The following is a 20,736-nucleotide window of genomic DNA, read 5'->3' as shown; positions in this document are numbered from 1 at the left end:
GAATAGATGGAGCGGCTCTACAACCCGACGCGCCGACATTCCACCCTAGGCTCATCGTCTTATACATAAGTCTGTCCTCCGCAACCGTAGGCCGGAACAAACGGTCGTCGAGCAATGAGATGGACCGGGGCTTGTAAACTTTCGGCGCGTCGCGTTTACTCTCGCTTTTTGCGTGAACGCCTTGGCCCTGGAAGCACCGTGCTGGACGGAAACCGAATTTGCTGACCTCGACCTTGGCGACGCGCGCCTGAACAAGCGAGCGAGGACATTGATGGAGCGATTGGCGGCCAAGCCGACGGCTGGCGTGCCGCAGGCGTGTCGGGGCTGGGGCGAGACGATGGCGGCGTACCGCTTCTTCGACAACGGCGAGGTCGAGTGGAGTGCGATTCTGGAGCCGCACTGGCGGCAGACCGAGCAACGAATGGCCGCTCAGTCGGTCGTGTTGTGCCTGCAGGACACCACGGAACTGGATTTCAACGGCCGGCAGGCCGCGGGCCTTGGGCCACTGTCTTACGAGATGCAGCGCGGGATGTATTTGCATCCGACCTATGCGGTGACGCCTGAGCGGGTGCCGCTGGGTGTACTCGACGCGTGGATGTGGGCGCGTGAGCCCAAGGACGCGCAGGGCAAGCGCGGCGGCCTCAAGGAAAGCCTGCGCTGGATCGAGGGTTACGAGCGGGTGGCGCAAACGGCATCGAGCCTGCCGCACACGCGACTGGTGTACGTCGCTGATCGCGAGGCAGACATGCTCGCGCTGATGGTGCGGGCGCAGGAGTTGGGCACGCCGGCTGATTGGCTGATTCGCTCGGCCCACGACCGCGCGCTGCCCGAGGGAGCGAGGCTGTGGGCGGCGGCGACAGAAGGTGCACCGCTCGGCGAGATTGCCTTCACGATGGGCTCGCGTCACGGCGTGAAGGCGCGCCAGGTGCGCCAGCACATATGGTTGCGGCGCATCGAACTGCCAGCAGGCGTTGGTCAAAGCGTAGCGGCCACGTGTCTGGTGGCGCGTGAGTTTGATGCACCAGGCGGCGTCAAGCCGATCGAATGGCGCTTGCTGACCAACCGAGAAGCCACGACGCTGCAGGAAGCGATTGAACTGATCGACTGGTATCGGGCGCGCTGGGAAATCGAGATCTTGTTCAACGTGCTGAAGAACGGTTGCCGTGTCGAGGCGCTGCAATTGGGCGCAATCGAACGGCTCGAACGCGCGCTGGCGCTGTTTCTGGTCGTGGCTTGGCGAATCGTCCATCTGATGCATATGGGCCGCAGTTGCCCCGATCTGGATGCCGAACTGTTCTTCGATGTCGATGAAATTCGCGGCGCGTATTTGCTGACCGACGTCAAGCAGCCGGCCAAGCCCAAGCTCAATGAGGTGTTGCGCTTGATCGCGCGCTTGGGCGGATTTCTCGGCCGCAAGGGTGATCGCGAACCAGGCGCGAAAGCAATTTGGCTCGGACTCAAAGAGGTTCATGTCGCTGCCAAGACATTGCAGAAGTTACGTGCCGGCGGTCACGCTGGAAATTGTGTATAAGACGATGCCCTAGGCTACGTCAGCCCCATTGAATTCCAGAAGGCGCAAGTAGCTTAGTCCGGTTCGCACCGAATAGGCAGCGGCCGAATCCCACGGGTCAAACCTTCAGTCGGGTTGACTTTGCGGAGTGTGCGTGTGGGTGGGGCTTGTCGTGGTGGAGGAGCCCCGACAGTTGCGATCCGGACCCGGAAAAAGGAGCTTCTGGACGGCAACCGCGACTTACACGGCATGACCGTCCAGAACCAGGTGCCACTGCAAATTGGGTGACGGGAGCTCTAGAAAACTTGATCCGCGCTCTCTCGCAGCTTGCTAACCACGTATGGCACGCAATCACAGCAGATTTTCATGAACCACGCGAACGAGATAGTTGCGAGAACCTTCAGCGCCAAACCGATGAGGTCTGCAAAGCTCGCGCATCCCGGCATCATCTCGATCAGAGTGTCGCAGCCGAGGTTCGTCAGCCAGATGGCGATTGCGTAAACGCCGATCGTCATCGCGACCAGCAGTGCGAACGCCACCAGTACGCCCGCGTTGGCGACCGCGACTTCCGCTTTCGAGTGCTTGTCGTCGGATCGGAACGGTTGCCACAGCTTCGTTTGGCGCGGCGTGTTGATGACTTCGTTGAAGGTGGGATAGTCGTCGCTCTTCTTAAACTTGCTCATCGCGTACTCCTTGGGTGTCTATTGATTTCGCGGGTTCGTTACTCAACGTCCCGCGCACTGAGACAAGAATAGTGTCGTCGGAGGGGAACGCAAATGAACGTTGCGCAATGCGTTGAACTAGCTTCGCGAACGACGCCAAGTGATGATTCTGCGGATGAGGCCGCGTGAGGGTTGTTGCCTTGTCTGTCGGCGACGACCCAGATTTCGTTGCAAGACGAAGCCGACGCAGAATATCGCGACGACATTCATCCATGGGCCGGCCGCAGAGACCTTGAACGTAGTCCTGTCGAGGATCAGCACGATCAGCACCGCCGCGGTTGCGACGCCGTCAATCCGCCATTTCCAGTTCGGGGCTAACTGTGCGATTTCCGTGCAGAGGCGAGCGGCCAAAATTCGCACCATCGCGTACCATTTACGGTGGGGGATTAGGGACATTTTCTTGGACTTGTTCAAGATTCACACAGTCGCAACTATCGGCTAGGGCCGGATATCGCGACGCGATGAGAGCGAGCTTGCGTTTGAGGAGCAAAGTGCGCGCGTCCTTGATGCCGGGCTGGCCGTGGAACACGTCCAGTCGTCTGCTGGAGTCCGCGAGCATGCTCAGAAGGAGACGCACGGCGCGATTCTTCTTGTTGGCGAGATCACCGGCGAGAGACGGGATTTCGTCAGCCCGCACCGATTGCGCAACGGCTTCGATGTCCCGGTCAGGGAGAGTCAACTCGAGGCTTGACGCGAAACGCATTAGCGATGCGCGGCGTTCTTGTTGGGAGCGGCGAGCGAGAGATGATCGTTCCAGTGCCGTACGTCGCGCCAGAGAGAATGCAACCATGCGTTCGGCATCGCGAACACGACTGATTCGAAAGAGTTCGGCCGGACGTCCGCCGCCTCCGCGCGTGGCGGGCCGACGTGCGTCTGGAACACCAAGAAATCGGGCGACCATCTGGCGAGTCCACCCGCGGTCCCTCAGTTGATTGATGTCGAGCGTTCCTTCTGCGGGCATGGTGTCTTCAGCTTGTAATGGCAGCAGGTCCGCCACCTGGTCCTGCATCGTATGCAACACGGTTCTCCACGTGTGAATGTCTTACGTGGATAGTAGCGCCCTATTCGTCAGGCGCGGCGCCGGAAGTCTGGGGCGAGGGCACGATTTTTCAATCGATGATTCAACTGTGACCGACATTAGGTTTTCGATGCTCGACGCCCCTTAGGCTTGTGGGCGGAGCAATGGTATTCGGTGTAGTGACGTGGGATGATCAGCGGTAGTTTGCAGGTCGCACAGCGGTGGAGTTTGATTTCTGCCGCCTCGTTGCCGCGCTGGCTAATTGATTGGGCATCGGCGAAGGTGCGGATCAAAGTGTAGAGGCGCTGCGAACTAATGACGGCTTTGTCCTTCCCTCCGCACATTTCGTGGTACCAGGTAAGGGTGCGAGTGAAGGCGACGCGTGGAACGCTATCTGGCATGATGCCCTGAGAGGATGTGCCACGGAGGGACTTATGGATGCGGTGATAGGCCAGCAAGAGAAAGGCGCCGTGCATCTGGATGCGGTGCGTCTTCGTGAACCACTCCAGACTCGAAGGCAATTGCCCAGACGATGAGTTGCGGCCGATCTCCTGAGAATACATCTGGTCGATCTTTGGATCCGGAACTCGACTGATGCTCCTGACCACCGGCCGCCTCGTTCCTGAGAGAATGAGCACGCGAGCAATGCGTTCGTTGAGGGTAGGTGCACTTCCAGCGGTCAACATGTCATATTCCTTGTCGGATTCGTTCGCTTCGTCAGAAGGTCATCAGCAGGGATGCGATCACCTGCTCACGATCCAGTTCAAGATTTCCGTCGGTCATCTTCAGCTCGAAGCGCGCATTCCAGAGCGGCAGACCTTCGTTCGCGAGCCATCGAATGTCCGAATGGCTCAGTTTCCGAACGATCTCGAATTGCTCGTCGGAGAGACCAAAAGTGAGGGCCGCAGCAGGATCCGCATGGTCCTTGAGGCTGCGATAGCATTCGAGGATCTTGATGTTAGCTTCTGCCATCGCTATCTTTGCCAAGGGGGGAAGGAACAGTTCGGGTCCGTTACCTCTGCTCATGATTTTCTCCGGGATCGGTAGTGGTCGTAATTAGGCGATTTTCTTTGAGGCCAGCGTGTCGGCCAGGGCGCGAAGCTGGCCCGCGATCGCGTCGATCTTCGTGCCGATCATCGGATTGGAGCCGCGCATCTTGAGGACGAGCGCCGAGGGAAATGCGGCAATCAGGCCACCCACGCCATTTTCGAGTTCGTCGATGGATTTCGACGACTCGCGTGCATCCGCGATCATGCTTTCGAGATCTTGCAGTTCTTGTGTCAACCGTGCTTTGCGAGCGCTGACCTCGGCTAGTTCTGTCCGCGCCTGCTCCAGACTCTCGACATCAGGCGGAAGCACCTCGACTGTCTTGTCCACGTACTGGATCTGAGACTCAGCCTGGCGAAGACGGTTGATATCTTCCTGGGCTTCCCGGAGGTCGTTAAGGATCGCCGAGCGGTCAGCCTGAAGCTCTGTGGCCAGCTGTTCCTGGGCGCGGAGTTGAACCACCACGCTGTCGTGTTTGGCTTTAGCGCTTGCTTCTCCTATCTCCGCATCCTTCGCGTGTGCCTGCGCTTCTGCAGCCGACGCGGCCAATTCCACGACGCGCGCGTTTGCTTCGTCGAGATCGCCGCGCAGATCGGCGGTCGCCTCCGCAATCAGTTTTTTGACTTGAGGCACCGTCAGCGGACCGTTCTGTGCATGTTCGGCGATTGCATCGACGACGCGCGCGTCTATGTCGTCGTCAAGCAGTTGGAAGGTTTCGAGCGGAAGACGGGTAATGTGCATCGGGATGTAACCTTCCGGATGCGTGAAATGCTTGCTGACGATCCTGCCGATGCCGCGGTAATTGCGGAAAGTACTGGGGGCTTTTCCCGTTACTTGGCAGAAATAGGCTTGTGCCTTAACAGAGTCACCGATGATCTGGGAGAGGCGGTACGTGATCAGCGCGATCTGTACGGCCGTTTGCAGCAGGCCATTGAAATGTACACGCAGGCTGACGGCGAGGGCACTAAGTTCTTGCTGCGCCTCGTGAGAGAGGCCGTCCGGCATGGTGGGGATCGGATCGGCGGAATGAATGGGTGCCATGGCTGACATGATTGAACTCCTATTTATACGGAAGCGTGTTACTTGCAGGCGAGTCGGTCAGTGACGGGAGCGGCAGTCAACGGGCGCCCCGATGAATGGGTATCCACGGCAAGCCGGCGAAGTGCTTCCTGTCACGCGGCGAAAAGCTCGGCTTTTGCATCGTTGCATAAGCGATGATCTCGCCCACGCGATGCGCAATCAGCGCCACGCGGGGACGCGCGACGCCCGCTTGAGGTGCGCATTTTCCTACCTTGATGTAGATGCATCGTAGTCCGGTCCGCATCCTAATAGATAGAGCTGCGGTCATCCTCCGCAACGGCGAAGTGGGAGTCTTGGGTCGCATGATCACGCGATGTCCTATCTACACGTTAGTGGAGGAAATGCTGGTGTCGATATAGAGCAGATACGGCGCTTCCAGCAGAAGTTTCACCCCCCCCATCTAAATAAATACATTGCGCTCCGCACATTTGATGCCAGAAGGCGATGGATGAATCACAGGGGCCCCATTCGCGATGGAGTGAGCGCCGAGATGATTTCAGTGTGCCGTGAATGGAAAATAGCCGCGAAAACAGGTGTCTTCGCGGCTATTGGTGTCATGACCGGACAGCGCTGTGGGATGAAGAGGACGCGGCCTTCAGTGGCCGGATGGTACGTGAGAAAGTTGTCCGACCAGGATTGCGATGGCGGCCAGAGCGACGCAGACGCTTGCGACGATACTCACAAGATGATGAACGTCGCCGCTCAGGCGCAACAAGTAGATGTAGCAGAGGCGGGCTCGGCTCAAGAGCCTCCCCTTTGCTGTCCCCTCTGGTTTGAGCGGCGGAAGACTCGGTTTGCCGGCGTTCGCGTCGTGAAGATTCCGGACGATCTCGTGCACATTCTTCTCGATACGGGCTCCGATGTCTCCTAAGCGCTTGGCTTCGGCTTCTGAATGAGTGCCGAGTCGCGCCCAGATGTCCAAGGCCAAGGCATCCGCGAGCCTCTTGTGAATCTCGGTTACGTCTGCCGCGTTGAGGACTGCCTGAACTCGATCCGGCATCGAGTCCGCCTGGCGCGCGAGAGATTCAAGCGCGTTCGCGATGGTGATCAGGGCAGCGACGGTCTCGAGGATCTGGTGATCCGCCGTTTGCCGCCGTTCGGCCATGGCCAGATTATGAGTGTGGTGGGCATGGAGTATGTCTACCACCTCACGCATGTCAGCACGAAGGTTTGTAGCCTCCTCCGCTTGCATAAGATAGATCTCTTCGGCCGCGCTGTACGGTCCACCATACAGCATGCTTACTCCTTCGCCTTAGTGTTGTCTGCGGGGAGACGGAGCGCAGCAAACGCGTGGTCGAGATCTTCTTTGGCTCGGGCCACGGCGCGCTGGAGTGCGAGCATGCGCACTAAGCGGAGAATCTCCGACCCTCGCGGGTCTAATTTTTTTGCTTCGTCGAGTGCCTGCCGGTAATTCGTATGGTCGTTCTCGATCTGGCGGAAGGACAAACCGGCCTCACGAAGGTCCGCGTGAATGGGGCTCTCGAACAAAACGAGATCCTTATAGTAAGGAATCTGTTTCTCAGAGAAGAGATGAGCGATGACATCTTCGAATTGACGCTCGAGGTTTCTACCCTTGAGTACAGCAGCCCGGTTGAAGATGATTCGCAATTTGTCCATCTGCAGATTCACCTGCCGGAGGCTTTCAATTGTTGTCAGGGTCTCCTCTTGGACGCGCCCGTTGGGCGTAGTGGGGACAATGACGACATCGAAGTCATTGATGACGCCGCGCCCATGGTCGAACGCGTTCATGACCTCTGCATATTGCGACGCTCCGACGTCGACGATCAGATCGTTCGTTTCTAGCTCGACGTCTTCCATGAGCCGCTTGAATTCAGAGGCGTGATAGCGCGTGACGTCGATACCGTACCGCGCTGCGTCTTGATTCTGCTCTTCGACGGAGAAGACCCTCGGTGATTCGAGTCGCGGATGCAGTAAGGTCGCGACGGTCGTGCTCTTGCCCACCATGCTGGTGGAATGAATGACGAGAAGTTTGAGTGGCATGGCTATTCCCCTTGTTGGTGAAGATTACGTCTTGGATTTGCTGTTCGTTTGCCTAAGTGCGGCAACTTTCGCCAGATGCTCTGGGGAGTTCCGGTCATATTTAGCCCGGACTTCCGCCCGCGGCGCCTCGGATGTATGGATTGCGTCGCCTTCACTTCGGCGCTGGTCAGTGAATGTCTCGCTTGAAGCAGATGCATATTCTTGTGTCGCGTTTGGGGGGCGCAGATGCGGTTGTGCTGCCGGTGGGATAGTCAGACGTGTCGCCGGAGAACCGATGTCGAACGCGGGCGGGGCCGACTGTTCGCTCGAACGGCTTTTCAGGTGCCTTTGCAGTCCACCACGAGTGACCGTGAGACCGTGCTCGATCTGGAGATACTCAGCGATTTCCTTGTAGCTCGCGCCCAGATCCTTGAGGGCTCTAATTTGGTTTGTGAGCCCAGCAAGTTTCCCTCGGTTTCGCTCCTGTCGCTTTCTGGCCAAAAACTCGTCTAACGAGGTCACGGTGCAATTTTGGGTTAGGGGTTGCGGTTGTTGAGAGATTTACATAGATCGATACGGAAAATTTGAATGAATCCAGGAGAAAGTGGGCTTTTATTAAGTCGATCGAGGTAGCAACGTTAATTAACGTTGAGCGAGATGATGAAGTCTGTTTAGTAAAGTTGAGTAAATCGTTGAGAAGTGGAGAGGGATGTTGAGAGAAGCGTTGAGAACTGAGGATTAATGTTGAAAAAAGGTGATCATTGTTGAGCAACGTAGACTGTATGTGCGCACCATCGTTGAGTTTCGCTGATACATGGGCGATGAGTGTCGAACAGCGGGGCGATACGGGGAGTATCGTGGGACGCTGCCGTCGTGTGCGGAAGGGTGCGAGGTACCGGTCCGAATGCCCCTAGTCCTTTTCACATGGTTCCGCAGGACGGACACGAGACCCTCGCTGAGGCGCTTGCAGCGACGCTCCAGATGTGATTTACTTTTGTCCATCGGAGCGCAGTGGCTCCAGCCAGTAGTTTCCTAAGCCGCGTTGGCGGCATGCGAATCCCTCGCCGGATTCGCTCTCCCCAGTGTCAGTTGGTAGCACTATCACTGACCACGCCATTAGGTGAATTCGTCGTAGGACGACCACCTCGAAATGGTGAATTCGCGCGCAAGCGCGTTTTTTTTCACTCGGTTCAATTCGAACGACAATCGAACACAGAGGGGGCGCAAACCCCTTATCGCGTGCGGCAGAGCGTCCGGTGTCGAACATCAGAACGTCCACATACAAAAAGTTCCAAAGGGTCGTACGACCTGCGGTAGAAGAGGCTTTTGCTGCTCTCCGATGACGTCGGTGAGTGGGCTATTTGATCGGGTCGCAAGACCGGCGGATAGAGGGCCCAGCCAACATGCTTTAAGGCATGTGGGAGATAAACGAACAAGGCTCGTACCGGGCCTATATCGTCGCAAGACGAACCGGTGCAGTATGGTCCCTGCTAGAAAGGCCAGTTCCAGCCCGCATGGGAGGGAGACCCGGTTAGCGGAAGCGCCGGGGTGATCGCTGAGCAGCAAAAGTTGTAGCTGGAGCCGGCGACACAAACGCACATTTTTACGAAGGGTTCGCTCATACCCCTCAAAAGCTACTGTATGTGTGGTACCCCGGCGAGATCGGGCGCGCATTTCACAATGCGTAACGCACGCGGCGAGGCGTGATCATTGTGTGATGAACGACTTATGGAGGCTGGGATGAAAAAACTCATGGAGCTAGGTGCTTCGCAAGCGACTCCTGCAGTGCGTACGGACACTCATGGAGGCTGGCGGAGAGAACTACAGACCATCGTGGACCGGCATGCTGGCGTCCGCGTGAACGGTAATGTAGCCTCTCACCGGACGCGAGAACTGACGGCGTCGGTATTGTTTGCTGTATTCGGCACGCTGACCGTGCTCGGTTTCAAGCTCCAGAATCCGCGCAACCTCGGTGAACGGCACGTCGACGTGCTCGTGAAACATTGGCACTCGGAGGGCCGGGCTGTTGCCACGATGCAAAATGAACTCTCGGTGCTGCGCAAGTTCGCGATCTGGATCGGCAAGAAGGGCATGGTGCGAACGCTTCAGGATTATCTCCCTCATGTGCCGAGGGCTGAACTGCAGCGCAGGACTGTTGCTACAAAGTCAAAGTCGTGGTCGAAGAACGGCGTTAACGTCGAAGAGAAGATCGCCCAAGCGGATGCGCTCAATGAGCGTTTTGGCCTGATGCTCCGTCTGGCGATTGCGTTCGGCCTGCGGCGCAAGGAAATCCTGATGCTCAAGCCCTGGAAATGCGACCACGGGGACTACCTCGCCGTCTACCCGAACGCGGGACCGAAGGGCGGCCGGGCGCGAAACGTGCCGATAGAGAACACCTTCCAGCGCGAGATGCTGGACTACGTGAAGGCACGCATGCCGAAGGGCGATTCTATGGGTTGGAAGACGACGCGGAGGGGAAAACCCGCGACCCTCGCGTATAGCTGCCAAGAATACATGCGACGCATGAGTGAAATGGACGTCACCAAGAGCGCCGCCGGCGTTGCCGGTCACGGTCTGCGTGCCGAGTACTCGGAGAACGCTGGTCTGGTAAACAAGGATCGGCCGTTCGTGCCTCCGACGCTTGGCGGAACGGCCGATCAGATGCCCGCTGAGGAGCTGCATTTGGCGTTGAGCCAAGTTAGCGAAAAGCTCGGCCATAGCCGCACGAGCATCACAGGCTCGTATTATGGCCACTTCAAGGGCCTCCGCCGCCCACCGCAGAAGGTCAGCGACGAGGAGCGCCAGGCGCGATCGGCAAAGTCACGGCCGGTGCTGCGTGGAGTCGTTCCGGCGTCGTCTGCATCGGCCCCTAGTGGTCCGGTTCAAGATAAGGCCGGGCGGCGCCGGACGGATGCGTTGCTTGATGTGCGTCAAATGGATCTGCCTCTTAAAGACAGTGTGGTGCTTTTCAAACCGCGCGCCCCCAAGTCAGGCGGGGAAGGTTGAAAAATGGCGCTCAATGCAGCGCAGTTGGGTGGCTGTGTTGCACGGTCGGAACAGCCGCGCATGCCGTCCGTGCGCGAATCCGAGGATTTGGGAAACTGCACGCGTGCCGCCGGTACTTCGGCATCCTGTAAAGGTCTTATCAAACGACCGATTGGAGCCAAATATTCTGGGGGAAATTCTGTATTTGTTAATATAGTCAACCCCAGATGTGAAAATGAAAAAGATTTAGTATAGTCTGGCTCCTGCAACGCACGGTTGCTTATCAATTCCACCTCATTGTTCCAACTATGCCCGTTCAAAGGCGAATCTATGCCGGTCAAGAAGTGCTCGTTTCTATGTCGCGAGACAGGCTTCTTGTCGCCCTACGACTTGGCGACGTCGCCAAGGTCGTGGGCATGGTTGAAGGTGCTGACCTCGACGCTCTCGTGAGCGCCGCCGACATGCAAGACGAAGTGTGGCCGAGCCCGATGCCAGAGGGCGTGGTCACCATGATCACACTTCAGGGCGTTCATGGGCTGATGAAGGCGAAGGGCGACGTCGATGCGCAGGCATTCTCCACGTGGCTGGACGAAGAATTTCGAGAGAACGCGTTGTTTAGCTCGCTGAGCGATGACGAACTGCTCTCGGAGAATTTGTATCGAATTGGCGAAATTCGCCAAGAAAACCCAGGCATTCAAACGTGTGAAATCGCGAGTCGTCTTAGTATCTTGGAAGACGATGCGCAGCGATACGTCTCCTACCTCGACCTCCTGCGCGAACTCAAGTAGACCAACGCAGGTGTTTGCGAGCGCTTCGTCTTTCGTGCGCTCGCTTCCGGGGGACGCATGGAAGGCATCGCGCACAACGAGCGCATTGATCTGGCCGGGCACGCACTGCTGCTCGAGGACATCCTTCAGGAACCCGAGCGCTATTGCAGGTGGTTCGAGTTGGCCCGCGCCACACAGGGACATGCACGATGCCTATGCGTGCCTGGTGGCCGGCGACTGCAGATCCGGCTGCGCGACGGGCTATACCATTTGGCCGTCTGGCCGGAAGATGCGCTCTCCCATCACCAGAAATGTACTTTCCGCATGCGCGCGGAAGCGCAGAGCGGTCGCGCGGGCTACGCAAAGGGCGCGATTATCGAGAAGCCGGACGGGTCAGTCGACATCAATGCGGATGTGCCTCTTAAGGTTCGCATCGAGGCAAGGATCGGGGCGGTCCGGCGCAGCGAGGAGCCGAAAAATGGCGGTAAGGCTCGGGCGAAGGTTGGCTTGCTAGGGATGCTTCATTCGCTGTGGGAGCGTTCGGGTTTGAACGAGTGGCGCCCGGGGTGGACGCGCGACTGGTGGCGCTGCCGCCGCGCGCTCATCAACCTTGACGGCAAGGTGAATGGTGAGCCGGTCGAGAACGCGCTGTATTGCGTACCGGCTTGGCGCGAGACCGAGCGCGAAGCGATCGAATCGTCTTGGGCGAAGTTCCGCTCGCGCCTAGAGGTACAAGGCGACTATAGGCTGCGCGGCATCGTCATCGGCGAGCTGAAGTCGATGGAACTCTCCAAATTCAGCCACAAGGTTAAGCTCAAACACCATATGCATGCGTTCTTCGTCGACACGGCGATCGTCGAACGTGCGCAGCAGTCAGCGCCGCCGGTCGCCGCCCAGATGGAAAATCCTGATGCGCACATTATTTTAATCATGGTGGTTGAGGTCACGCGCAACGGGACGCTCAAGGGCGTCGACATGTCCTTCATGCTGACGAGCCGGCACTACATTCCCGCGGACTCATCCTACGAGATGCAGATGGCTGAAGCGCTGGTTGATGCGGGCCGGGCTTTCACGAAGCCGCTTCGCTATGACGGCGCGGCCGAGTTCCCGGACTTCTGCCTGCAGGATCAGGAAGGCGAGTGCGTGGTCGAGGTCTGGGGGATGATGGGCAATCCGGAGTACGAGGCGCGAAAGGCGGAAAAGATCAAGAGCTACAAGGCACGGAGCGTGCAGGTCATCGAATGGGACACGCGCCGCAAGCTGCCAGATTTGATGCGTGCTGGCGGCGCCGGACAGTTGGCCCATAAAGGATGACTTTTCGATAATTCGCGTCGATGACGAGCGGCAGGGTAGGCGCTGGGATCGTCTATGCGGCTGGCGCGAGGACGAGTTTTCGGTCTGCTCGGAAATGGCCCTTTGTGCGCGACGACCACTCGTCCCTGTTCCAGTTGCGCCGACAAGTAAGGAATTGCATCAGCCGGATTTTGACTTCCTGGACTGTTGCCACGATCACGCTTTCTCGCTAGACTTTGTACTAGCCGTTCGATCGGCAATGTTCGCCACCATCCTTAGCGATCCGGCTCCCCCCGGAAACCTCTCGCCAGACCGGCACTTTCCGCTCAGCGTCTCAAAGCGCTTACCCGAAGCTGCCAACTCTCCTGTTTTTCAACGCGCCATCGGGCGCAATAAGGAGAGAGTCTATGAACACGCAACGAAACGGCACGCGTGACCTGTTTCAGTTCTACCCCACGCCGCCTGATCTCGCTAGGCGAGTCTGGAGCAAATTGAACAACAAGCACCCGGACCGAGTACTCGAGCCTTCCGCTGGGAAGGGTCATCTCTTGAAGGGTATGCACGAACGCCGACACTCCTTTGGCACCCAACCGTACGCCCACGTGGAATGCTGCGAAATCGATGTTCGCCACCACTCTGAGCTTCGCGAACTTGGCGTGAAAATTGTAGGTCACGACTTTCTCGCGATGCAGTCGGGTGCCTGCTACTCGGCGATCGTCGGCAACCCGCCGTTTCACAACGGCGAGAAGCACGTGCTGAAAGCGTGGGACTTGCTATGGGATGGCGAGGTGGTGATGATCATCAATGCCGAAACTGTCCGAAAACCGCTATCGGCAGAGCGCAAACGTCTCGTCAAACTCATTGCCGATTTCGGCGACGTCGAATTTGTCGAAGGAGCTTTTGAGGTCGATGACGCGGAACGCCGCACGCCAGTGGACGTGGCAATCGTTCACCTCGTGAAGAAGGCTGAAGTCGGGTCGTTTGTGACGATGGATCTCCTGCGTGGCTTGCAGCGAGACACCGTCAGCAATGAGGAACTCGGACATGGATATGCCGAGCCTCGGCAGGTGGCATTGCCCGCGAACGAAATCGAAAACCGCGTCCTTATCTTCAACGCAGCGGTGATAAGCGCCCGCGCAGCAATTTTCGCGGAGGCTCAGGCCAGTGCGTACGCGGGCATGCTCGGCGAATCGATAGGGCCACGTTCTCCTGGCCAGTCGGACCGGGTGGTCGCACCTAGGGTTGAATTGATTCGAGAGGCCCTCGGAAAGGCGTACGGTGACTTGAAGGGGCGTGCCTGGGCATCGGTCGTTAGGTCCGCCGATGTGACAAGCCGGCTGTCGAGTCAGGCTCAGAAGCGGGTCGAGTCTGAGTTCAAGCTGATTGCAGAGCTTGAATTCACGGTGGAGAACATCTACAGCTTTCTGATCGGGATCTGCGAGCAACAGGGAAAGATCCAGATCGATATGCTGTGCGACACTTTCGACCGGATTACTCGCTACCATAGCGACAATGTCGCCTACTACCGTGGGTGGCGCAGCAACGACAAGCACTACCGGTCCATTGGGCGGCGGATTCGTTATACACGTTTCATCATCCCTGGCTTCCCCGCCGATACGTGGAACAGTTCTGCACCATGGGAAATGCAAAGCTTGCTTGCGGACTTCGACAAGGGGTTTGCGTTGTTGGCTGGAGATACCGCTCCCGCGTTGAGTCTGGTCAGTGCGTGCAACTCGTGCTGGACTGAGTTGAAGCATGGGGCGCGAGTCGAATCGTCGTACTTTGACATCCGCTACTACCCGGGGATGGGAACCATTCACTTTTTTCCTCGGGACAAGAAGCTGATTGACCGTCTCAACCGGGTAGTTGGACGTCACCGCGGTTGGCTTCCTGCTGAGAACTTGAAACTGGAGTCAGCCGGCTTCTGGGATCAGTATGAGAAGGCTGAAAAACTGGACAAGGAGATCCGGAAAGCTGTAGCCAAGAGTGGCGTTCGTTCGTACGATGATCCGTTCAGATCCATCGATAACGAGTCGTGGGACGGCCACGAGCAGGCCTGCGAGAGGATTGACCAAGCGATGAAGGAAGTGCACGAAGCTAACGGCATCCACGTCGAGTTTCGGCTGGCGTCTGAGCAATCCAAGGGCGCCTGCGCTGTTACTCAGCATCAACTGCCGCTTCTTGCAGCGGCATAATAGACGCAAAGAAATCGATAACCCGTAACCCACGCCCACCGAGCATTCCGACAGGAGTGCCGGTGGGTTTTCTCTTTCTAGCGGACTGATGTTACCCCAGAGGTGTACCTCCGAACCCCGCGTGGGCTAAATCCACGGTCAGGCTGCTCTCTGTAGTATCTTTTCCCGCATACTTCCGAGCCCACAGCCTGCGTTGTGCCGGCGTCCTTTTGGCGCACGCGTGCTCATGGCGGCGCTTCCATGTCTTGCACAAACCCTGCATGTCCCGGTTGAATATCGTGAAGAGGCGATACTCTGCACCACAGAACTTGCAACGGGCGAAGCCTGTGTTGTTGATGCCCATTTTGTTCGGCCTTCGTTTCCAGGCGATTCATTGATCGTGTCCGAGGATTAAAACTCCTCGCGCCGCCAGCCGCCGCCGTCGCGCTTCCTGATCATCGTGAGGGCGACGAAGCGGAAGATCGGGTACAGGTAGGCGGCGCTCTTGATCTTTACCCGAGCGTCGTCCTTCCAGAAGCCCTTCACCTCGTGAAGCTCGAGCTCGCCGCTCTTGAGGCGCACTGCAAAATCGGGCGTATAGAAGGTGTTCTTGCCCAGCCGCAGTTTGATCGCCTCGAACTGGTACCAGGTAATCTCGCCGGCGTGCTTGAGCATCTCGAGGTGCGCGGCATATGCAGCCTCGGTCCGGTTCATCTTGCCTTGCGGCAGCCTCCCGAGAGCGAGCATGCGGTCTTGAGGCTTCGGCGCCGCGGGCTCGGTCGTCAGTGCTTCGACCGCCGGCGGCGCCGCGCGCGATCCTGTGCGTTGCTTCAGCGCCTTGTACTCCTCCTCCGAAAACCGCAGTCCTGTTGCCATGGATACCTCCTCGAAAGCCATTGGTCTATCGAGGCTACCCGTGCGAATCAGAATGCAAGCCAGCCTACGAGCGCCGCCCGCCCAGGCTATCAGCGGCGCGTGAGCATGCAGGCGTCACAGAATGCCATCAGGCTAGATTCGTAGCCCTTCAGCGGGGTAACCTCCGGTACGTAGGGGCCACTCGCGATCGACGCCGGCTTGGCGCTGCGGCGCGGGCGCTTGAAGAGGCGGTATTCGGGCAGGCCATTCGTACGGTACGAGTCGATCGAAACTTGGCGGGCGTCTATCAGGTCTTCGAGCTTCGATAGCACGGCGACGTGCGAGTGGTTGAGGATCTTGGCGATCGCGAAAGAGTCGAGCGGGCCGGCTTCGAGTTGCCCGAGGATGTCTTCGGTAGTCACAGCGTTCATGCTCAAGGCGTTCTCCGTTGTTGAGCAGGGTCTGATCAGGAAGGGCGGATTACGCGGCCTGTGCCTGACGCGACTCGAGCAGCAGGGTGATGATCGTCGTGGCGGATTCGCTGGTAAGCGACTTGAGCGCGGCGCCGAACAACGTGGTGCCCGGGTGCACGGTCACGTCGACGCCATGTTGCGCGAGCTCCTTCACAAGCCCGCGAACGCTGTCCGGGTTGCGGATCATGGTGAGGTGTGGATCCTGGTCGAGGTTGCAGGGAAGCGCACATGCTCCGCCTGTACGGTCTCAGGGTAACGAAGATCGCTCGAAATCACGGCGCGAAATAGCGGGTGAAAGCGGACCGGATTTATAGCGTTTGCTTCAGGACGGGCGGCGTAGTACTCGTGCGCGCGGGCGTGATTGCCGAGAAGGGCGGCTCATTTTCATACGCCAGAAGCCGCGGTCTTCGGACGGGCAGTACGCTTGACCATGGCGAGGGCCTAATTGAGGCAGCGCGGCGTCAGACTGGCAGTAGCGCCTGCTGGTGTAGCCCGCTTCAGACGTCGACGATCTCCGACAGTCCGTCGAAGACCAGATCAGGGAAGCGGGCTCGCCAGGCGCGCAGTTCAGCCTCGAGCTCGTCGCTGGGCTGGCGGCGCTCCACCTTCACGCCCTCCTGCGCAGCCAGCATCGCGCGGTACGCGTCTGCCAGTGCCGGCCCAAGGCCAGGGCATTGCGTCGAAGCGCCGCCCGACGTACAGACGCGAACTCCATCAACGGTCGGTCCGTTCTTTGGCGCGACCTGGACGTACAGATCGCCGTTGCCGCCGAAGAAGATCACGAGGCGGCGCTGCTCCTCGGCCGGCAGATCTCGGTCGTCGGTGAGGTATGAGGCGGCGATGGTGTCCATCACGAGTTCTCCACGGGCAGTGTGCGGGCCAGGGTGGTCAAGCCATTGGCAGTAGCAGTGACTGGATCTTCTCCGTGCTCTGCTCGTCGACACCTGCTTGAGCCGCAAATTCAGGCCACCTAGAGACGGCTTCCTGAACCTCGGCGATCACGCGCCGGATCGAGCCGATGCCGAACAATTCAGCCTCGGCTAGGAAATCGTCGATCGTGAAATCCTTAAACTTGCCATTCACGGACATCAGGTGCTGGTGCGTCCATTCCCCTTGCGGGTTGTGCGCAAAGGTCACGTCATAGGCGGGCGCTAGTTCCCACGCACGGCCACGGCGCAGGCGAAACGAGAAGTTCTTCGTGTGGTCGTCGCAGTTGCGCGCCATCACGTTGAATACCATCCGACGGAACGCTTCTTCCATATCTTCGTAGGAGAGGTCCAGATCCCGAATGGTCCCGAACAGCTGAGCATAGGCGTTCGTGCCCTTCTTCTTGTAGTCGAGGTGAGCCATCGCGCACAGCGTCTGCATGTGGTGGCGCACATTGCCAGCTTCGCGGTCGAATCGACGGGTCATAAAATGCGCTCGACCGTTTTCTTCGAGCAGCGTGCAAGGCGACATCGTGATCTTGGCGGCCGTGGCCATCTGGTAGTAGGCGTACTCGATGCGGCCATAGCCCTGGCTCGTGCCAAGCTCGTTGTCCGGACCCATGCCGTCGAACTTGAGCAGCCAATGCTCGTACCCGTCCGGCACGTCCATCTGCCCGGACAGTATCTCCTTCGTATCCGGATTTAGGGCGATAACAGCCTTCGCGCGAGCGCCGCCGGCCGACGTGCCGACGTCGATGATGCTGCGCAGTGCGGCGTTCGTACCGTCGTCGTCAATCGCGGCGCCGTGCACTGCTCGGCGGGCCTCTTCAACGAGATCGCTTAGTTTGATCGACGTCGGCACGTGTTTGCGACTGCCGCGCGACGGCTTGAAGATAAGCGCACCCATCGCGCGCGAGTTCATGTATGCCAGTCGGTCGAGCGGCGTAACGCCCGACGCGGAAATACCCTGCTCGGCCATGTAGCGGTCGATTAGGGCGTTGCCGAAGTCGTCCGGTAGCGCGTCCGCCAGCATCGCGGGCAGGCGCTTGTACGTCAGGTCCGGCAGGTTCGGGAAGATGAACGGACCAGAGCGGTCGGTCGGCATTTGCAGCGGTGCTGGCTCGACGCCCGATTCGATGAAATCGGGCGACCAGGCAAAGGCGTAGTAGCCGTATGCCGGATCGAGCGCGACGGCGCCGACCAGTTCGTCCCAGAGGTAGACCTCGACGCGGTCGACATGCTGATAGGCGGCGCGGCGCGGCGCTGAGCGGCGGGTTTTCGGTGCGATAGTGGCCATAGAGTGTTGTTCAGGAGGAGCGGGAGCGGCGGGCCGACTTCACGCTCGCGCGTGTACGGGTGACGCCACTGCGGGGCATCGTCATCGGGTTGATGGTTGCGACGGGCGCCAAGCTGTCGATCCACGATTCCTGGCCCAGCGCGCGCAGCACGCTCACGAGCGTACGCAGCGTGCATCCGCTGCCGTTCTCCAGGTTCTTGAGGGCGCTGCGGCTCACGCCAGCGCGCTCGGCCAGGGTGAGTTGGTCAATGTTCCGCTGCAGTCGCAGCGCCTTGATGTTTTCGCCGACCCGAGCAACCATCTGGTCAGGGGTCATCGATTTCAGTATTGCCATAGCGGCCTCATTTAAGATCGCAGACTCGGGATGCGGCTAACAGCGGCTCTAAATGAGACCATTATAGCAAGCAATATCCGTGAGCAACATATAGAGCCGGAACGGATTCAAATGAAGCCATAGAATGGAAATTTGTGCGTCAGTGGCTTCAAATGCATCCGAAAATGAATGAGATGCGCTCTTTGGGCAATTCAGGTCGCGCTCGGGGCGGCGCTGTTAGAGCGAGGTGAGCGATTCCGCCCCCGGACTTGCGTTAGGCGCACCGAGACGTGGTCGGCGCAATAGGGGCGGGCAGGCGATCGTGGGCGGCCTGTGCTCGTCGCCCGCGCGAGCGACGACGATTTCATTCGCAATGCAATCCCACCACGCGCTGGGCCGCAGGTGCTCAGGCTGCGAAGAATTGGCGAGTAGAGAGGGGGAACGGATGTAGAGCTCAGGCAGGCGGTGGAATTTTGGCAATCACCTGCTCTGGATTCGCCACTTCCTGCTTCCCTCTGCTTTACAGCTGCCGCCAGAATGGCTTGGGCCTACCGGTCACAATGGCCGAGACGTGGTAGCGGTTCGTGCGCTCGTGACCGACCGCTGGACTCGGAGTCCGGGCCTTCGGCCGTCACGCGTCGCGTTTTTCCTAGGCTTGATGAACTTCGAAATGCACAGCGGCATACGTCGGGTTGCACGACCAAACCTCTTTGCCTCCCTTGTAGAACCGCGCCCATCCGTTCGAAACGATCAGATCGGCCATCGGGAAGACGTGCGAGTGACCGGCTGCTACAGCGGCCAGGATCGTCGTCTGCTTGCACTTGGCCGTGTACTTGCCGTCCTTGAGCGGTTTGACGTTCTTCATGGCTCTTTTTCCTATCGTCATCGTACCGCTCGCGCCGCATTGCGCAGGTCGTACAGCCAACCCTTGACATCGAAATCTGCGCGATACTGTGTATGTGCCATCAGGACCGATTTGACAGCATCACCGATTCGACTTGCGTCATGCGAATCCAGTGCGTCTTCCGCTTCCTCAATCCATCCAGCCCAAGCATTTGGTACCTCACGAGGCTGCTCCTTGGCTGTCAGCACTGCACAGCGAAGCGCATCTTCCATTGATACGGTTTGTGTCACGGCGATCTCCGGCCTCTCTTTCAGTTACTTGCTGGTCGGGGCCGACTCCACGCGCGCCCAAATCCTTCCCGACTTCCAGCCCGTATCATCCCAGGCGCGATTAGCGGTACGGCCGGTCTTCTCGTTGACCAAGTGCGCGACCCGCTTCTCGACGCGAACCACTCGATGTCGCACACCCCGCGAGTTCTCCCACACATCACCAACCCGGAACTGAGCGGCATCCGGCTCAATCACTGCATCAACCGAGCTGACCGGTTGCTTCAACACAGCCTCGCTAAACTTCGTTTTGTCGCCGGCGGCCACGGCGCGGATAGCGGTGCGCTCGGCATCACTCAGAATCATGATCGAACTTTCCTCTCTCAAACCTGTGCAATCGCGACGTAAGCCGCACCGAGTTTCGTGATTACCGCCTCGTCGCCATCGCGGACGACAATGCCCTTCTTCACGAGACCGGCAACAGACCGGCCCTCTGTGTGATCAATGCCTACACGCATGCCATCAGCGATCTTCCCGTGAGCCGCATCGAGCGTGGCGCGCACGAAGGCCTGCTCGCCCGGGGACAGCTTCACCCGACGTGCCTCGAGCGACAGCAACACGCTATCAATCGATCTGCGGTCATGCGCGCTCCTGGCCCATGATGCAAACGATTCTAGGCTCACGACCGATTCACTACCGATGAGCGATTTCATCGCGCGAGACTCGTAGTCATACGCTTGCGTCTGTTTCGCCGCCAACACCCTGTATTTGACTCGCAGCGGCGCCCCTTCGATAACGATCACCTCACGCACACCCGCCTTTGCGTCGTGGTAAAACATGCCAGCTTGAATTTGGTCGTGCTTCATGACTTTCCTCCTCTGTGTTAGATCGCGTTGCCGAAGTTGAAGCCGTATTCGTACTCGTCGCGCGGTAGCTGACTGACAATCAGAGCCTTTTCAGCGGCCACCAACGCTAGGCGCAGGAAGCCAGATCGGACGGCAACGCGGGCGTAGTCAAGTTCGCGCTGCTCCCATGGGCCAATGGCCCCTTCACGCTCCTCCTCCATGGCGCGCTGGCAGTCGTCAATGATTTCCAGCACGGTCTGCTCATGACCAACATAGGAAATGGCCGCGAGTCCGAGGCAATTCCCTATGGCATTCAGTTGATCGAGGTACATGGTCACCCT

Annotated in this window: 23 protein-coding genes; 5 read left to right on the top strand and 18 right to left on the bottom strand. The window is 58.8% G+C overall.

Annotated features, from left to right (window positions below; translation table 11 throughout):
- Positions 1–181: 181 nt before the first annotated feature.
- Positions 182–1,531, top strand: a complete 1,350-nt coding sequence (locus tag PCE31107_RS15055) for an IS4 family transposase (RefSeq protein WP_425494729.1) — start codon at positions 182–184, stop codon at positions 1,529–1,531.
- 275 nt (positions 1,532–1,806) lie between these two features.
- Here PCE31107_RS15055 and PCE31107_RS15050 read toward each other — a convergent pair whose 3' ends face one another.
- From PCE31107_RS15050 to PCE31107_RS15020, 7 genes are all read right to left on the bottom strand, one after another.
- Positions 1,807–2,193, bottom strand: a complete 387-nt coding sequence (locus tag PCE31107_RS15050) for a hypothetical protein (protein ID WP_150609530.1) — start codon at positions 2,191–2,193, stop codon at positions 1,807–1,809.
- A gap of 412 nt (positions 2,194–2,605) precedes the next feature.
- On the bottom strand, positions 2,606–3,253 hold the full coding sequence (locus PCE31107_RS15045; protein WP_217425205.1) for a hypothetical protein: 648 nt from the start codon (positions 3,251–3,253) through the stop codon (positions 2,606–2,608).
- Positions 3,254–3,369: 116 nt separating this feature from the next.
- The gene (locus PCE31107_RS15040) at positions 3,370–3,936 is read right to left on the bottom strand and encodes a FlhC family transcriptional regulator (RefSeq protein ID WP_150609525.1); all 567 of its coding nucleotides are present in this window, start codon (positions 3,934–3,936) and stop codon (positions 3,370–3,372) included.
- A 31-nt stretch (positions 3,937–3,967) separates the two neighbouring features.
- The gene (locus PCE31107_RS15035; RefSeq protein ID WP_150609523.1) at positions 3,968–4,276 is read right to left on the bottom strand and encodes a hypothetical protein; all 309 of its coding nucleotides are present in this window, start codon (positions 4,274–4,276) and stop codon (positions 3,968–3,970) included.
- A gap of 30 nt (positions 4,277–4,306) precedes the next feature.
- The gene (locus PCE31107_RS15030; protein ID WP_150609521.1) at positions 4,307–5,347 is read right to left on the bottom strand and encodes a hypothetical protein; all 1,041 of its coding nucleotides are present in this window, start codon (positions 5,345–5,347) and stop codon (positions 4,307–4,309) included.
- A gap of 625 nt (positions 5,348–5,972) precedes the next feature.
- The gene (locus PCE31107_RS15025; RefSeq protein WP_150609519.1) at positions 5,973–6,614 is read right to left on the bottom strand and encodes a hypothetical protein; all 642 of its coding nucleotides are present in this window, start codon (positions 6,612–6,614) and stop codon (positions 5,973–5,975) included.
- Positions 6,615–6,616: 2 nt separating this feature from the next.
- The gene (locus PCE31107_RS15020) at positions 6,617–7,378 is read right to left on the bottom strand and encodes a hypothetical protein (RefSeq protein WP_150609517.1); all 762 of its coding nucleotides are present in this window, start codon (positions 7,376–7,378) and stop codon (positions 6,617–6,619) included.
- Between the two features lie 1,719 nt (positions 7,379–9,097).
- Here PCE31107_RS15020 and PCE31107_RS15015 point away from each other — a divergent pair.
- The 4 genes from PCE31107_RS15015 to PCE31107_RS15000 all read left to right on the top strand — a co-directional run bounded on the left by PCE31107_RS15015 (position 9,098) and on the right by PCE31107_RS15000 (position 14,597).
- Positions 9,098–10,363 (top strand): phage integrase N-terminal domain-containing protein, encoded by a 1,266-nt coding sequence (locus PCE31107_RS15015; RefSeq protein WP_174966680.1) that lies wholly within the window; start codon positions 9,098–9,100, stop codon positions 10,361–10,363.
- A 335-nt stretch (positions 10,364–10,698) separates the two neighbouring features.
- Positions 10,699–11,130: a hypothetical protein gene (locus tag PCE31107_RS15010; RefSeq protein ID WP_174966679.1), complete on the top strand. Its 432-nt coding sequence runs from the start codon at positions 10,699–10,701 to the stop codon at positions 11,128–11,130.
- Positions 11,131–11,187: 57 nt separating this feature from the next.
- Positions 11,188–12,423, top strand: coding sequence for a DUF1173 family protein (locus PCE31107_RS15005; RefSeq protein ID WP_150609510.1), 1,236 nt, complete (start codon positions 11,188–11,190; stop codon positions 12,421–12,423).
- 386 nt (positions 12,424–12,809) lie between these two features.
- A complete protein-coding gene (locus tag PCE31107_RS15000; RefSeq protein ID WP_150609508.1) occupies positions 12,810–14,597 on the top strand; it encodes a DUF4942 domain-containing protein in 1,788 nt (595 codons plus the stop codon).
- A gap of 390 nt (positions 14,598–14,987) precedes the next feature.
- On the opposite strand, the gene PCE31107_RS14990 is transcribed toward PCE31107_RS15000, so the two are convergent.
- The 11 genes from PCE31107_RS14990 to PCE31107_RS14940 form a co-directional block, all read right to left on the bottom strand.
- On the bottom strand, positions 14,988–15,452 hold the full coding sequence (locus tag PCE31107_RS14990) for a DUF1064 domain-containing protein (protein ID WP_246174740.1): 465 nt from the start codon (positions 15,450–15,452) through the stop codon (positions 14,988–14,990).
- An 89-nt stretch (positions 15,453–15,541) separates the two neighbouring features.
- Positions 15,542–15,862, bottom strand: a complete 321-nt coding sequence (locus PCE31107_RS14985; RefSeq protein WP_150609504.1) for a hypothetical protein — start codon at positions 15,860–15,862, stop codon at positions 15,542–15,544.
- 49 nt (positions 15,863–15,911) lie between these two features.
- On the bottom strand, positions 15,912–16,091 hold the full coding sequence (locus PCE31107_RS14980) for a hypothetical protein (protein ID WP_150609502.1): 180 nt from the start codon (positions 16,089–16,091) through the stop codon (positions 15,912–15,914).
- Positions 16,092–16,401: 310 nt separating this feature from the next.
- The gene (locus tag PCE31107_RS14975; protein WP_246174737.1) at positions 16,402–16,755 is read right to left on the bottom strand and encodes a hypothetical protein; all 354 of its coding nucleotides are present in this window, start codon (positions 16,753–16,755) and stop codon (positions 16,402–16,404) included.
- 37 nt (positions 16,756–16,792) lie between these two features.
- Positions 16,793–18,127, bottom strand: coding sequence for a type II toxin-antitoxin system HipA family toxin (locus PCE31107_RS14970; protein ID WP_150609498.1), 1,335 nt, complete (start codon positions 18,125–18,127; stop codon positions 16,793–16,795).
- Between the two features lie 10 nt (positions 18,128–18,137).
- Complete coding sequence (locus tag PCE31107_RS14965) at positions 18,138–18,461, bottom strand: helix-turn-helix transcriptional regulator (protein WP_217425204.1); 324 nt, start codon at positions 18,459–18,461, stop codon at positions 18,138–18,140.
- Between the two features lie 628 nt (positions 18,462–19,089).
- The gene (locus PCE31107_RS14960; RefSeq protein WP_150609496.1) at positions 19,090–19,305 is read right to left on the bottom strand and encodes a hypothetical protein; all 216 of its coding nucleotides are present in this window, start codon (positions 19,303–19,305) and stop codon (positions 19,090–19,092) included.
- 17 nt (positions 19,306–19,322) lie between these two features.
- On the bottom strand, positions 19,323–19,574 hold the full coding sequence (locus PCE31107_RS14955) for a hypothetical protein (protein ID WP_150609494.1): 252 nt from the start codon (positions 19,572–19,574) through the stop codon (positions 19,323–19,325).
- A 24-nt stretch (positions 19,575–19,598) separates the two neighbouring features.
- Positions 19,599–19,916 (bottom strand): hypothetical protein, encoded by a 318-nt coding sequence (locus PCE31107_RS14950; protein WP_150609492.1) that lies wholly within the window; start codon positions 19,914–19,916, stop codon positions 19,599–19,601.
- 17 nt (positions 19,917–19,933) lie between these two features.
- Positions 19,934–20,416, bottom strand: coding sequence for a hypothetical protein (locus PCE31107_RS14945; protein ID WP_150609490.1), 483 nt, complete (start codon positions 20,414–20,416; stop codon positions 19,934–19,936).
- Between the two features lie 17 nt (positions 20,417–20,433).
- On the bottom strand, positions 20,434–20,727 hold the full coding sequence (locus PCE31107_RS14940) for a hypothetical protein (protein WP_150609488.1): 294 nt from the start codon (positions 20,725–20,727) through the stop codon (positions 20,434–20,436).
- Between the last annotated feature and the right edge of the window lie 9 nt (positions 20,728–20,736).

This window comes from Pandoraea cepalis, from assembly GCF_902459625.1.
GTDB classification, from domain to species: Bacteria; Pseudomonadota; Gammaproteobacteria; order Burkholderiales; family Burkholderiaceae; genus Pandoraea; species Pandoraea cepalis.
This window is presented reverse-complemented; position numbering and strand designations above follow the sequence as displayed.

Excerpts from the sequence above, each read along its gene's own strand:
- PCE31107_RS14960 (WP_150609496.1), bottom strand. The coding sequence starts at position 19,305 with ATGAAGAACGTCAAACCGCTCAAGGACGGCAAGTACACGGCCAAGTGC.
- PCE31107_RS15035 (WP_150609523.1), bottom strand. The coding sequence starts at position 4,276 with ATGAGCAGAGGTAACGGACCCGAACTGTTCCTTCCCCCCTTGGCAAAG.
- PCE31107_RS14950 (WP_150609492.1), bottom strand. The coding sequence starts at position 19,916 with ATGATTCTGAGTGATGCCGAGCGCACCGCTATCCGCGCCGTGGCCGCC.
- PCE31107_RS15015 (WP_174966680.1), top strand. The coding sequence starts at position 9,098 with ATGAAAAAACTCATGGAGCTAGGTGCTTCGCAAGCGACTCCTGCAGTG.
- PCE31107_RS15025 (WP_150609519.1), bottom strand. The coding sequence starts at position 6,614 with ATGCTGTATGGTGGACCGTACAGCGCGGCCGAAGAGATCTATCTTATG.
- PCE31107_RS14985 (WP_150609504.1), bottom strand. The coding sequence starts at position 15,862 with ATGAACGCTGTGACTACCGAAGACATCCTCGGGCAACTCGAAGCCGGC.
- PCE31107_RS14980 (WP_150609502.1), bottom strand. The coding sequence starts at position 16,091 with ATGATCCGCAACCCGGACAGCGTTCGCGGGCTTGTGAAGGAGCTCGCG.
- PCE31107_RS14945 (WP_150609490.1), bottom strand. The coding sequence starts at position 20,416 with ATGAAGCACGACCAAATTCAAGCTGGCATGTTTTACCACGACGCAAAG.
- PCE31107_RS15005 (WP_150609510.1), top strand. The coding sequence starts at position 11,188 with ATGGAAGGCATCGCGCACAACGAGCGCATTGATCTGGCCGGGCACGCA.
- PCE31107_RS15030 (WP_150609521.1), bottom strand. The coding sequence starts at position 5,347 with ATGTCAGCCATGGCACCCATTCATTCCGCCGATCCGATCCCCACCATG.
- PCE31107_RS14970 (WP_150609498.1), bottom strand. The coding sequence starts at position 18,127 with ATGGCCACTATCGCACCGAAAACCCGCCGCTCAGCGCCGCGCCGCGCC.
- PCE31107_RS14975 (WP_246174737.1), bottom strand. The coding sequence starts at position 16,755 with ATGGACACCATCGCCGCCTCATACCTCACCGACGACCGAGATCTGCCG.
- PCE31107_RS15040 (WP_150609525.1), bottom strand. The coding sequence starts at position 3,936 with ATGTTGACCGCTGGAAGTGCACCTACCCTCAACGAACGCATTGCTCGC.
- PCE31107_RS14940 (WP_150609488.1), bottom strand. The coding sequence starts at position 20,727 with ATGTACCTCGATCAACTGAATGCCATAGGGAATTGCCTCGGACTCGCG.
- PCE31107_RS15050 (WP_150609530.1), bottom strand. The coding sequence starts at position 2,193 with ATGAGCAAGTTTAAGAAGAGCGACGACTATCCCACCTTCAACGAAGTC.
- PCE31107_RS14965 (WP_217425204.1), bottom strand. The coding sequence starts at position 18,461 with ATGGCAATACTGAAATCGATGACCCCTGACCAGATGGTTGCTCGGGTC.
- PCE31107_RS15010 (WP_174966679.1), top strand. The coding sequence starts at position 10,699 with ATGTCGCGAGACAGGCTTCTTGTCGCCCTACGACTTGGCGACGTCGCC.
- PCE31107_RS14990 (WP_246174740.1), bottom strand. The coding sequence starts at position 15,452 with ATGGCAACAGGACTGCGGTTTTCGGAGGAGGAGTACAAGGCGCTGAAG.
- PCE31107_RS15000 (WP_150609508.1), top strand. The coding sequence starts at position 12,810 with ATGAACACGCAACGAAACGGCACGCGTGACCTGTTTCAGTTCTACCCC.
- PCE31107_RS15020 (WP_150609517.1), bottom strand. The coding sequence starts at position 7,378 with ATGCCACTCAAACTTCTCGTCATTCATTCCACCAGCATGGTGGGCAAG.